11 protein-coding genes are annotated in these 12,987 nt (G+C 63.7%); 3 read left to right on the top strand and 8 right to left on the bottom strand.

Annotated elements, in window-relative coordinates; all coding sequences use genetic code 11:
- Positions 1-587 precede the first annotated feature (587 nt).
- On the bottom strand, positions 588-1,061 hold the full coding sequence (locus tag FJY88_02975) for a GNAT family N-acetyltransferase (GenBank protein MBM3286303.1): 474 nt from the start codon (positions 1,059-1,061) through the stop codon (positions 588-590).
- 149 nt (positions 1,062-1,210) lie between these two features.
- Positions 1,211-1,795, bottom strand: a complete 585-nt coding sequence (locus tag FJY88_02970; protein ID MBM3286302.1) for a hypothetical protein — start codon at positions 1,793-1,795, stop codon at positions 1,211-1,213.
- A gap of 140 nt (positions 1,796-1,935) precedes the next feature.
- Between FJY88_02970 and FJY88_02965 the strand changes: the two genes are divergently transcribed.
- Entirely contained in the window at positions 1,936-3,051 is a 1,116-nt protein-coding gene (locus FJY88_02965) for an IS110 family transposase (protein MBM3286301.1), read from the top strand.
- Between the two features lie 436 nt (positions 3,052-3,487).
- Here FJY88_02965 and FJY88_02960 read toward each other — a convergent pair whose 3' ends face one another.
- The 5 genes from FJY88_02960 to FJY88_02940 all read right to left on the bottom strand — a co-directional run bounded on the left by FJY88_02960 (position 3,488) and on the right by FJY88_02940 (position 7,892).
- A complete protein-coding gene (locus tag FJY88_02960) occupies positions 3,488-4,288 on the bottom strand; it encodes a hypothetical protein (protein ID MBM3286300.1) in 801 nt (266 codons plus the stop codon).
- Positions 4,289-4,498: 210 nt separating this feature from the next.
- Positions 4,499-5,116: a CHRD domain-containing protein gene (locus FJY88_02955; protein ID MBM3286299.1), complete on the bottom strand. Its 618-nt coding sequence runs from the start codon at positions 5,114-5,116 to the stop codon at positions 4,499-4,501.
- 50 nt (positions 5,117-5,166) lie between these two features.
- On the bottom strand, positions 5,167-5,748 hold the full coding sequence (locus tag FJY88_02950) for a hypothetical protein (protein MBM3286298.1): 582 nt from the start codon (positions 5,746-5,748) through the stop codon (positions 5,167-5,169).
- A gap of 155 nt (positions 5,749-5,903) precedes the next feature.
- Entirely contained in the window at positions 5,904-6,464 is a 561-nt protein-coding gene (locus FJY88_02945; GenBank protein MBM3286297.1) for a hypothetical protein, read from the bottom strand.
- Positions 6,465-7,262: 798 nt separating this feature from the next.
- Positions 7,263-7,892, bottom strand: coding sequence for a hypothetical protein (locus tag FJY88_02940; GenBank protein MBM3286296.1), 630 nt, complete (start codon positions 7,890-7,892; stop codon positions 7,263-7,265).
- Positions 7,893-8,092: 200 nt separating this feature from the next.
- On the opposite strand from FJY88_02940, the gene mfd reads away from it, so the two are divergent.
- Positions 8,093-11,668 carry a transcription-repair coupling factor gene (gene mfd, locus FJY88_02935; protein MBM3286295.1) on the top strand — a complete coding sequence of 1,192 codons (3,576 nt, stop codon included), beginning with the start codon at positions 8,093-8,095 and terminating at the stop codon, positions 11,666-11,668.
- On the top strand, positions 11,665-12,132 hold the full coding sequence (locus FJY88_02930; protein ID MBM3286294.1) for a DinB family protein: 468 nt from the start codon (positions 11,665-11,667) through the stop codon (positions 12,130-12,132). Before mfd ends, FJY88_02930 begins: the two co-directional genes overlap by 4 nt.
- A gap of 88 nt (positions 12,133-12,220) precedes the next feature.
- Here the strand turns inward: FJY88_02930 and FJY88_02925 are convergent, their stop codons facing one another.
- Positions 12,221-12,961, bottom strand: a complete 741-nt coding sequence (locus tag FJY88_02925) for a hypothetical protein (protein ID MBM3286293.1) — start codon at positions 12,959-12,961, stop codon at positions 12,221-12,223.
- Between the last annotated feature and the right edge of the window lie 26 nt (positions 12,962-12,987).

Below are 12,987 nucleotides of genomic sequence, written 5' to 3'. Positions count from 1 at the left end.
TCTCCTTGAGCCGATCGGGTATGTTCCACCGGTTGAGCATGAGGAGGCGTACTATCGTCGTCAACAGACTCCAGCCGAATTGGCCGGAGTCACGGAATGAACTCTCCGGAAAACCCGGGGCGGTTCAGACTGAATCCACCAGATCGTGACCATAGGAAACGGCTCGCACCCGTAGCAAACCGGGGTTCTGCCCGGGTATGGTGACAAGCTCGTCAAAGAAGTAGTCACAGGGCGGGCAGGGGCTGCTGGGGTTCCGCTTGCATCGGGTGCGCGGCTCGAGCACCCACCAGCCTGATTGTTCGCCAACCGCAACGCCCTCGAATCGACAGCAGGGAGCACAACCCGAGGCTCCTGTGACGCGAGCGGAGATTGACTGGCCGGCATCGACCGTGTCTGGCAGCGCCAGGGTGAAGACAACGCAATCGGTATATTCCCAGTCGTCGCCCGAGTCCGCACAACCTGATAGGAACCCGACAACGAGTCCAGCTGCCAGGGCGACGAGTCGTATTCGAGAAGACTGGTTCATTGCTCAGCTACCCCTTGCGCCGATCAACTCGCGGGTCTCTTCGTTGGCATAACGGCGCCCATCAGGCGCGCGGGTACCGCGCCGCCTGTATGGGCTTGTTGGTTGTCCATTCCATCTCCATGTGCGTTTCCGTCTCGCCGGTGACCACAAAACCCAGCCGTTCATACAGCCGCCGCGCTCGGTTTTCTTTCAAGATACGCAAGCGTACGGGCACGCCCAATTTCGCGCCTTCGTCCTGCTGCAGTCTCACAAGACTCGATCCGATGCCTCGATTCTGGTACTCCGGCAGCAATTGCACTTCCGCAAGGAAGATGTGGTCTGGTTCGATCTCCCGACTGAAGCATCCCACCGGACTGCCGGCCAGTTCGACGACCTGATGGGGAGTCGAAGCCCATCCTTTGTCGAAAAACGCATCCTGCATGGCCTCATCCCATCTGCCGAATTGATGTGTCACCACGTCGCGATACGCCTCGTGATGCACTCGCCGACAGAACCACTTGTCGTTCTCGGTCGCCGGTCTCAGGTTGATCGTCATGATACTCGCCTTCAGCCAACGCTCGCGTTGAGCTGCGGCGGACCGGACCGCTCTTGGCCCACTCCGAACCGCCGTGTCACGCGGGAGCCACCCTGCCAAGAGCGGGACGGGATCGCCGCCTGCTCCACCGCGGGGTTAGAGGTCACGTTTCACTCCCCATAGAGGGCCTTCACTCGGCCCCATGACAGCTTCATTACCGACGTCACCGTGTCCCCACAGCTGGTGAATCGCGACTGAGAAAGACAACCGCAACCGCAGATGCAGACGTCGAGGCAGGGGTCACGAACTCCAATCGCCCGGACAGTATCCCCGAGGGCGTAACCATGAAGGTCAGGTCCCACCAGGATCGTATTCGCCGCGTTGCCAAGCTCCGACCAGACGTAGCAGTCGTAGTCCGGATTGAAATCCCACAGAACGCCGCAGCCAAGCGTCTCCGGAACACAAGGACTGATGCTGATAACCTCAAGAGCGTACCGATAGGACCAGGTCCAGCACACTCGCGTTTGAAGCCGGGCATCGCCTACGATCCGCCACTCCGAACCCACCTTCACATAGGTCGTGTCGGGCAGCACATAGTCGCGACGCGGCGAGCCCGAGTACGCCTGGAACACGAGGCAGTCGCCCATACGGGAGATCCGGCCGCAGGAATCGATGCGCTCCCCCTCCGCTCCTGCAGAAAGCGTCGCCATGCCCAGAAAGAGACCGACGCTAAGCCACGTCCTCAGTCGGTTCACACCACTACCCTTCAGATGCCTAGACATCATGACTTCCGTTCGTCGGAGTGGCTGCCCCCCGACCTTGTCGCGGGTTAGCCTCGAAGGCCAGAGCCGCATGTTGGGCACCAAAGGCATCCAACCGAATCGGGAGGTCAGCCATGTCACAGTCTACCACCGTCCTCTTCGTGGGTCTCGACGTGCACAAGGATTCGATCGCGGTGGCGACCTGCGGGCCGGAGCGCACCGATGAACCGATCTTCGTTGGTCCCATCGGGACCCGCGAATGCGACATCGACAAGATGGTCCGACGGCTGCAGAGTCGTGCCTCGCGCGTGGTGTTTGCCTATGAAGCCGGCCCCTGTGGCTACGTCCTCTATCGACATCTCACCTCCAAGGGACTCGAGTGCTTGGTCGTCGCTCCCTCTCTCATCCCGCGCAAGCCCGGTGATCGCCTCAAGACAGACCGCCGCGACGCCGTGCAGCTCGCCCGCCTGCTGCGCTCCGGCGACCTCACCACGGCCTATGTCCCTCAGGTCGAGGATGAGGCTATCCGCGACCTCTCCCGCGCCCGCGAGGATGCCGTCATCGATCTCAAGGGCGCCCGCCAGCGCCTGAAGTCCTTTCTCCTTCGCCTCGGCCTCCACTACGTCGGCCGCGCCAACTGGAACGACGCCCACCGTCGGTTCCTCGCCCGCATCGTCTGTCCCACCCCGGCGCAACAGGTCGTCTTCCAAGAGTACCTCCGCGCAATCGACGACCATGCCGAGCGGCTGCAACGGATCGAAGAACACCTCGCCGAGTTCCTCCCTGGCTGGCGCCTGAACCCCGTCGTCGAGGCGCTGCAGGCCCTCCGCGGTGTGCAGCAGATCACCGCCGTCACCGCTGTCGCCGAGATCGGAGACTTGACTCGCTTTGATACTCCCCGACAGCTCGCCGCCTTCCTGGGCCTGATCCCCAGCGAGTACTCCTCGGGCGAGGGCCGGCGCCAGGGTGGGATCACCAAAGGGGGCAATGCCCATGCCCGCCGCGCCCTTGTGGAAGGCGCCTGGGCCTACCGCCATCCGGCCAAGGTCTCCGAACACATCCGGAAACGGCTGGAGAAACTCCCCAAGCCCGTTCAGGACATCGCTTGGAAAGCGCAGGTCCGGCTCTGCAAGCGATTCCGTCGGCTGACCGCGCGAGGCAAGAACCCCAACGTCGTTGTCACCGCCATCGCCCGCGAACTCGCCGCCTTCATGTGGGCGATCGCTGGACAGGTAAACGGGAAGGCCTGAGTCCGCACTCGGCGAACCAGGCATGAACCGGTTTTCCGGGAAGAGGCGCGGCCCCGGTTTGGCGCAACCCTCGGCGGCGTTAAGAGGCGACTTCGGTCGACCCTCGTGCCTAGACAGAGGAAGGCGCTGGACGGAATCAAGCAAGGTGGTAACCAACCCACGGATATCAGCAGGATCAACCGTCGTGACTGCTGGCTCCGCCTCTTCCCTGAACCTTCTCGTTTCCCGGAGAACACGCATGTAAACCGCCAGCTCTCAAACGTCCTTGACAGTGGAAGTCATATCAACGCCCGCGGTGAGCAGCGGCGGACCGGACCGCTCTTAGGCAACCCCGAATCGTCGTGTCACCCAGGAGCCACTTTGCCAAGAGCGGGACGGAATCGCCGCCTGCTCAAGCGTAGTTAGATCAGGTTACGACCACCCCCTCATGCTCCCTTCATCGACCCGTGATGAGTGCTGCTATCAGACGGATCACCCGAATCTCAGTATCCCCCCGTGCTTGCTCGACCCATGACCCTTCCTTATACGCGAAGTTCTCTTTCATGTGCTCAACATCAGGACCCCTCGAGTCAGAACGAAAGCGCGCTACGTAGTCTTCAGGGAGCGTGTAGTTCATTGGACAGCTTACATCAAGTGATGCCAGCAACGTCCCGGACTGCAGGTCAGTGAGCCGACCAGTAAAGCGAAGCTTCTGAGATTCGAAGCAGAGTCTCCTCAGTCTGGAGGTACTGTTATACTCATCTCGGCTAACCTCAATGAACTGCTTGGCTGAGCCTGGTGGAAGAGCTGCAAAGAACCTAGTTGGTGATGAGGCCTCCCATTCGAAGTCGCCGAGCTGAAACAAAGCCTCCGCTCCAGTTCCCTCGGCCATGACCAACGCCCTCTCAGCGTCGGAGAGCGGCCTCGCCGCTTCGACCCGGTGGACAGTGGTGTCAGATTCGGTGCTCAGGACAATCCTGCCAGTAACGGCACCCGAAACCACGGTGACACCCGCTCTCATGAGCTCCTTTTCAAACAGGGCGATGAATCGATCGAACTTCCCCCGAATAGTTCCGGATGGAGGTATCACCATGACCTTTCGACAAGGCGCACCCTTCAAGGCGGCGGTCACAACGCTGTCGTTGAGAGGATCGCGGTGAGCCTGCATTGAGAGTGTATAGGAAGTGCCACACCCGGCCGTCAGGCAGGTTACTAGTCCTAGAACCAGTATGTGATTCAGAGTCAGGCGAGATCTCATCGTGTTCCTCCACAGTGACATTCTTGGAGCACAACCCGGAGTAGCAGCTCCCCTCATGCTGGGCGGGACCACGTAAAGGGATGTAACGCCCGCGTCGAGCTGCGGGCGATTCGGACAGCTCTTGGCCCACACGGACCAGCGAACGAGCACTCCAGCTAACCCGCCAAGAGCGGGACGGGAGCGCCGTCTGCTCCACCGCGCTGTTAGGGGTCATCGATACAGCGAACGGAGGAAACCCCACGACTCCTCCACAACGGGAGATACGTGACATCTCAGTTGCCCGCGAACCTCCCCGCTCGGATACACATCGGTTTCGATGACCACGTAGGTGCTTCCATACGTGAAGTCGTCGCACTCGTCAGGGATGATGTGGACGTACAGTGTATCGCCGCTCGCAAAGTAACCACTTGCCATCCGACGCAGGAAGACACCGTTCACTCCTGGCTCCCCGGCAAAAAGCGAGGCACCTGTCGGCGTCCCCGCCAAGAGCTGGTAACGGAAGATCACCGCGAGCGAGTCAACCGTGGACCCAGTCACACAGTCATAGCAACCTGCGCAGGCGGCAAATGTGAACTCGAATGAGGCGCCGCCCGGCGAGTTAGTCGGCGGAACAACCCGGCTACCATGGAGTGAGGCGTCGCAGCCGAAGATCAGTTGGCCGTATGCCCGCGGGACGTGGACTGCGAGTAGCACTGCCAGGAACAGGATACAGAGCCTCAGGGTCGGGCCCTCCTGAATAGACCCCCAACGCCCGCGTTGAGCAGCGGCGGTACTGACCGCTCTTGACCCACTCCTGCCCTCCGCACTCCTCGAGAGCCACTCCGACAAGAGCGAGACGGATCCGCCGCCTGCTCAAACGCGCTGTCAGGCACTCCGTTTCACTCCCTGTAGAGGGCCTTCACCCGGCCCCATGACATTCTCTCTACGGGTGTCAGCGTGTCACCACACGCGCTGAACTCATAGTGGACCAGGCAGCCGCATCCACAGATGCAAATGTCGATGCAAGGCATTCGAATCCCAACCGCGAAGACCGTATCCCCGAAATCGAACCCATGAAGCCCGTCCGTCAGCAGCCTGGTCTCTACGTACCCAAGCTTCGACCAGACGTAGCAGTTATACTCCGGTTCGAAATTCCACAGCACACCGCAACCCAGCGTCTCCGGGACGCACGGACCAATGCTCACGGGATCCAAGGCGTTGTAGTACGTGATGTACCCACACCTGCGTGACATCCGTCGCGCATCACCGACGATACGCCACTCGGAATCCACCGCCAGCTGAGCGGTGTCCGGGAGAACGTAGGAACAACCTGGATGAGGACCCCCGTACGCAAAGAAGAGCAAGCAGTCACGATCGCGGTAGATCTGGCCGCAGCTATCGATTCGCTCCGCCTCGCTTGTTGAGCATGCGGCTAAGCTCAGCATGAGGCAGGTGCTGAACCATGTCTTAGCTAGACTCATACGTCTCTCTCGCATGTGCTTAGCGCCCGCGTTGAGCAGCGGCGAGACCGACCGCTCTTGGCCCACTCCTGGCCTCCGCACTCCTCGAGAGCCACTCCGCCAAGAGCGAGACGGATCCGGCGCCTGCTCCACCGCGCCGTTCGGCACCGCGCCGATCACCTGAAGATGCCTTTCAGCTTGCCCCATGTGATGTTCCTGGTTGCGTCAACGCTGTCGACGCATTCGTAGAATACTTCGTTGCAGAGGCTTCCGTCCCCGAACATGCACGTTGATAGAACACTGCGGTCGATGACGCCAAGCACTCTAACCGTATCACCGTCTGCGTGACCATAGAGTGACGTAGGTAGAATGCCGTGTACTGGAGAGATCCAGACATGGCAGAAGTCCGTGACGTCCTCCTGCAGGACACCACAACCCAGGTCGACGCGCTCGCATGTCCCAACCTGAGTGCCGACAATGCAGCTGCGGTATGTCCACCCGGCACAGTCATATTGACAGGAGACCAGATCACCGATGAGCCTCACGGGTCTATAGACAAGCGAGTCAGGAAGCACTGCAAGGTCGGTGACGAGTAGATCCCAGCTGTTGTTCGGTTCAAAGAAGATGCAGTCCCCGACCTGCTCAAGGAAACCGCACTCATCGATCGGCGTGACCTCGGGCTGGGCAGCGACCACCCCGCATGAAGCGATCAGCAACGCGACGAGGGCGGGTTTCATCTCATGGGCTCCCCAGCAGTATCCAACGCTCGCGTTAAGCAGCGGCGGACTTGGCCGCTTTTGGCCCACCCTTGCCCTCCGCATTCCTCTGAAGCCACTCCGCCAAGAGCGGGACGGGATCGCCGGCTGCTCCACCACGCTGTTACGACTCATGCATTGCTCATCTCAGTGTCCCATAACCCCCTAGGCCGGAAAGCGGCAGAAACAAACGATAGAGAACGAAGAGATCAACAGCTAAGCCCACGCCAAAGCCAGCCAATACTACATGAGGAGAGGACTTCAGCTCCACCCACTCAACATGCTCCGTCCTGATTGCTACGGATCGCCGACCAACACGAAGATGTAGCAACTCGTCGCCACCCCCCCCCAGAGGCTCGGCGTCGCTCGTTCCAGCCACCGAACACCCCAGGAACTTGCCGGTGACAGCGGGCGCCCCGGCCTGTTTGACAGTGACCATCGTGCCCCGTGTCATCGTGTTTAACAACCCGACGTTGCCTCTTGTTGCCCGATCCCTCTTGATCTCGCTCCGATGTGCTGCAGCCGCGCCGATCACGCAGCACCCCGGAGCCGAAAACGCGATGACAAAGAGAAGAGCAAATACGCCTCCTGGACTTGGTCGTCGCACAACAGGTAGTGGGCGACCGCCCGTAGTCATAACGCTCTCGTTGAGCTGCGGCCATTCGGACCGCTGTTGGCCCACACGGGCCCGTCGCTTCACTCTGCAGCACCTCCGCCAAGAGCGGGACGGGATCGCCGCCTGCTCCACCGCGCCGTTATGCACGGCGACCTTCACGGTCCTCAGTCTTCCCGATCTGCATACCAGGATGAACTCCAAACGTACTCGCCCGTCGCCCTCAGTCGAAACCGGTACGTACCCTCGAGGCGGTTCATACCCACAAGGGAGCCAGAAAACTCGTGGTCGGCCTCTGGACCACGACTGCAGAAGGACACCAGACCGCCATTCCACACACCCGAAACCAATGAATCTGGGCCCCCTCCACAGCGGATCCAGGACGTTCCTGCGATCACCGAATCGACCTCGACGAGATCCAGCACCAACTCCGGATCGACCATCTCGGGAATGTCGCACGCGTCGTAAACGACACCTACCCACACACCGGACAGCCCTTTGGACGCGGGGGGCACGCGCTCATCGGTTTCGTTCGAGTCGCAGGATAGGGAAAGAAGGGTAGCAAGGGCAGCGACTCCGACCAGCAACCTGCGGCGCAAGACCTTGTTCAGATTCCTTGTCTCCTTGGTTCCCACAAAACGGCGCGATGCCGCTGCGCCTCCACGAGGATATGCCGCGGAGCGGTGCGAGATGGTCGGATAGTCGCCGCGAAGAGTCACGCCGATCTCCCGCCTGTCGCCTGCCGGATGGCCGGGGTTGCGGGGGCTCGAAATCTGGCCTGTTCCCTGGTGTTCCATCCCGCGCCGGCCTATCTCCTGGGCGAGTCCATCATACACCGGAACCCCGACATTCAACACTCCCTTTCCTCCATGCCGAGGAGACAACCGCAAGGCTTAATGGAGCAACCGCCCCGACGCCGAGGATGCGACCACGGCCGCGCGGACCCCGCCTCGAAGAGCGCTCATCGCCTCCGCGATCCGCTATACTCCCGCCCTAGATGCCAAGAGCGGACGCTCGGGTCGGCCTCTCGGTAGCGGACTCCATCCTCGAGAGGTTCGCCGCCTGGCCCGCCTTCGCGAAGGTCCTCGCCGACCTTCGAGGCGGGGCAAAACGTGCTCGCATCGGAGGATTGGTCGCCTCGACGCGCTCTCTCGCCCTCGCCGCGCTGGCCAGAGAGCGCGCGGCGCCCATCGTCCTGATCACGGCCGAGGCTCATGACGCCGACGAGATCCGGGAGGACATCGACTTCCTCCTGGGGCCGCGCTCCGCCGTCCTCTTCCCCGATCTCGGCGAGGACCCATACGGGGCCGCTCCCGCCCGGAGTCCAGCGCGGTCGGTCCGGGCCGAGATCCTGAGCGCCCTCGCCCTCGGCTCCCCGGCCTCGCTCCCCATGTTGCGCGACCTTCGCGTCATCGTGACCACGCCGCCGGCCTGGATGCGCAAGGTCCCCGAGCCCGCATGGCTGCGAGATCGGATACGGACGCTGAGGGTGGGCGAGAGTGCCGATCCCGACATCCTGGTGCGGCACCTCGTCGATGTCGGCTACGAACTCTCCCCGATGGTCGGAGAATACGGTGACGCGAGCAGGCGCGGCGGCATCCTCGACATCTACACGCTCGGCCGAGAGCACCCGGTGCGTTGCGAGTTCGACGGCGACGAGATCGTGAGCCTCCGCGAGTTCGATGTCTTCACGCAGCGTTCCCTTGGGACGCAGCAGGAGGTCGTCATCTTGCCGACTGCCGCCCTTCAGCCGTCCGCGGCGGAGCGCGAGGAGGCCGGGCGCGTCCTCGAAGAGCGCGGCGGCGTCGAGGAGGCGCTGGTCGATCTGGTCCGCGGCGAGGGGATGTTCGACGGCTCGGAATGGCTGGCGGGCTTCTATCCCATTCCGCTCGTCCAGCCGGGGGCCTATCTTCCCTCGCCCGCCTGGATCGTCCTGGAGGAGCCGGCGAGGCTGCGATCGATATCCGAGGCGATCATCGAGGCAGCCGCGAACGCCTATGAGACGGCGGTGGAGGGAGGCCGCGTCGTCTCGCCGCCTGATCGTCTCTTCGCCGTTCTCGCCGATCTCGCCGGCGCGACGCGCTGCGATGCCGGCGAGTCCCGTGATCGCTCCATCGAGGCGCCCGACGACTCCACCCCCGTCCGAATCGAGTTCTCGCAGTCGGCGAGCGATGCCGGCGAAGAAGACGCCCACAGGATGCACACCCGCCCCGCCGAGCGCTTCGGCAGAAACCTGGAGCTGACCCGCTCCTACATCCTCCGCCTGCGGGAGACTTGCCCCCGCATCCACATCCTCTGCGACACCGAGCCCCACCGGGAACGGCTCTCCGAGCTTCTCCATCCCGTCCCGGCGGAGTTCCATGTCGGCAACCTCGCGGGCGGGTTCGAGATTCCCGACATCGGCCTCGCCGTCCTGACGGACCACGAGATCTTCGCCCGCACCCGCCGCCGCAGCGCCGGCCGCCGCTTCTCGCGCGGCATCTCCGTCAAGGAGCTTCTGGCGATGAGCCAGGGGGACTTCGTCGTCCACATCGATCACGGCATCGGCGTCTATCGCGGGCTCTCGCGCCTGCTCGTCGACGGGCAGGAGACCGATTGCATGACGCTCGAGTACGCGGGAGGCGACAAGCTCTACATCCCGGTCGAGCAGCTGAGCGTCGTCCAGCGCTACTCGGCCGAGGAAGGGCATCGCCCGCAGCTCAGCCGACTCGGGACGCCGACCTGGGCGCGCAAGAAGGCGCAGATCAAGCGCCGGATCCGTGATATGGCAGAGGAGCTGTTGCGCACCTATGCCATTCGCCGCTCCCGGCCGGGACACTCCTTCGCGCCTGACAGCGACGCGCAGGCCGCGCTCGAGCTGGCCTTTCCCTACGAAGAGACGCCCGATCAGTTGAAGGCGATCTCCGAGGTCAAGACCGACATGGAGTCGCCGGCCCCGATGGACCGGCTCGTCTGCGGCGATGTCGGCTACGGCAAGACGGAGGTGGCGCTGCGCGCCGCCTTCAAGGCCGTGATCGACGGCAAGCAGGTCGCCGTGCTGGTGCCGACAACCCTCCTGGCCGAGCAGCACTTCGATACCTTCAGCGAGAGGCTGCGCGAGTTCCCGGTCCGCGTCGAGATGCTCTCGCGCTTCCGATCGGCGAAGGAGCAGAAGGCCGTCATCGAGGAGCTTCGCAAGGGACGTGTCGACATCCTGATCGGCACCCATCGCTTGATCCAGAAGGATGTCGTCTTCCGCGAACTCGGCCTCTTGATCATCGACGAGGAGCACCGCTTCGGCGTCGTCCACAAGGAGCGACTGAAGAAGCTCACCGAGACCGTCGATTGCCTCACCCTCACGGCGACGCCGATCCCGCGGACCCTCCATCTGGCCCTTTCCGGCGGGCGGGACATGTCCACCATCATGACGCCGCCTGTCGACAGGCGCCCGATCCAGACCGAGATCGTCGAGTTCCGAGACGACTTGATCGCCCACGCGCTGATGCGCGAGGCCGACCGCGGCGGACAGTCGTTCTTCGTCCACAACCGGATCGAGTCGATCGACGCGATCGCGGGCTATCTCGCCGGCCTGGCCCCCCACCTGAGATTCGCGATCGCCCACGGGCAGATGCGCGAGCAGCATCTCGAGAGGGTGATGCGCGACTTCCTCGCCAAGGAGTACGACGTCCTCATCTCGACCGCGATCATCGAATCGGGCCTCGATTTCCCGAACGTGAACACGATCCTCGTGAACCGCGGCGACACCTTCGGCCTCGCCCAGCTCTACCAGTTGCGGGGCCGGGTGGGACGCTCGTCGAGGAAGGCCTATGCCTTCCTACTCACTCCCCCCTATCGATCGATCACCGAGCAGGCCCAGAAGCGCCTGAAGGCGATCGAGGAGTTCGGCGACTTGGGCTCCGGCTTCCAGCTCGCGATGCGGGACCTCGAGATCCGCGGGGCGGGGAACCTCCTCGGCGCCGAACAGCACGGCTTCATCCTGAACGTCGGCTTCGATCTCTACTGCCGCCTCCTGGACGAGACGGTGCGCGAGCTGAAGGGGATTCCCCTCGAGGCGCCGCGCGAGGCGCGGATCGTCACCGATCTGGAGGCCTATCTCCCCGACGGCTTCGTCCCGGACGTGCGGGAGAAGATGAACCTGTACAAGTCCCTCGCCGACACGAATGAGATCGAGGGCGTGGCCGCGATCGAGGAGGAAGTCCGCGATCGATTCGGATCCCTCCCCGATCCGGGGCGGCACCTTTTCGATCTGCGGAGGGTTCGCCTCCTGGCGGGACAGGCGGGCGTCGAGACGGCCACGATACGCCGGCGCCTGATCATGCTGGAGTTCCGCGAGCCGCTCACGCGCGGCGACATCAAGCGGATCGCGGAGGCGCCGGTCCCGGTCGAGTTCAGGACGCCGGCTCGCGGGCGCCATCGGATCACCTGCCAGCAGATCGACCCGGATCTGGGCCCGATCCACTCAGCCCTCGCCATCTTGCGCAGCCTGCTCGAGACGGAGATCGCCATGCCCGGGACCGTGCGGGGAGGCCCGGGGGCGACCGACGGCCAAGAAACCCCACAGGAGGAACGATGAACGCGGAAGTGCTGGCCATGCTCTTCGGCATCAACCACCACGTGCTCGGCGTGAACATGAAAGGGATCACCCACGAGGAGAGCCTCGCTCAGCCGCCCGGGGCGGGGAACTGCATCAACTGGGTCCTCGGACACATCGCCCAGCAGCGGAACTCGATCCTGCGGCTCCTCGAGGAGCCGGCGATCTGGACCGAGGCGGAGTCGGCCCCCTACATCCGCGGCTCGAAACCGATGATCGATGCGGGCGCCGCGGCTCCCCTGGAGAAGATCCTGGGCGCCATCGATCGCTCACAGGAGAGGATCGTGGCGGCCCTGGCGCGGACTTCTCCCGAGCGACTCACGGCGGCGGGTCCTGATGGAACCGTGGCCGAGAAGATCGCCATGCTCCACTTCCATGAGGCGTATCACTTGGGCCAGATCGGACTCCTGCGCAGGCTCCTGGGCAAGGAGGGGGCGATCCGGTAGGCCCGGAGTTCGCCCCGCGTCTCGGGCTCCGCCAGGCCGGGCCGGCGCGACGAAATCGCGCGAAGGGGCCGGGCGGCGAGGCGACCGCCTACTTCAACACCCAGAGCTCGACTTTGCGCTCGTGCCCCTGCTTGATCGTCTCGAAGTCCCGCGCGGTGGAGTAGCGCGATCCGAAGGAGGCGACATGGACTCGCGTCGAGGCGATGCCGAGCGTGCCCAGGAAGCGGCGGGCGGCCTCGGCGCGTTCCGTTCCCAGCCGTTCCGCGGTGTCCTTCTCCTTGATCCCGTCGGCGAACCCGACCGCGAGGATCCTGGCGTCAGGCGTCCCTTCGATCTCCTTCACCGCTTCCTGGCATGCCCCCATGGCCTCGGACTTGAGCACCGACGCTCCTTCCTCGAATCCGAAGGAGGTCAGGAACTTCTCGGGCGTTCCATCGAAGGGCGGAGTCGGGGCGTCCTTGTATTCCCACTTCGCGGGAGCGGCGGTCGACTTGTCCGCGGGGGTGGCGCCCGATCGATCCGCGCCGCCCGCGACCTGAGTCTTCTTGGCGGCGCAGCCGGTTAGGGCGATGCCTGCCACGGCGCACATCACGATAAAGAGGGGGAACGAGTGCTTCATCTTTCTCTCCTTCCTTTGGCGCCACGGAACGGGAATCTCGACGCCATGCGGTCCGGAGACAGATGATAGCGGTCCCCGCGGGCGCGGGGGAGAGGGAATGGTGCCCCGGGGCGACCGCCTCAAGGACGATGGCCGCCGGGGCTCGTCCCGATGCCGGACCCTCCGGCCCGCGCTTGACCGGCGGCGGGCGGGGCCCGTAGCCTCAGGCATTCCGGAGACGTGGAAAGGAGGCGGCG

The sequence above is a fragment of the Candidatus Eisenbacteria bacterium genome (genome assembly GCA_016867495.1).
Classification (GTDB): Bacteria; Eisenbacteria; RBG-16-71-46; order CAIMUX01; family VGJL01; genus VGJL01.
The sequence above is the reverse complement of the archived record's forward strand: the minus strand, read 5'-3'. Positions and strand labels throughout refer to the sequence as shown.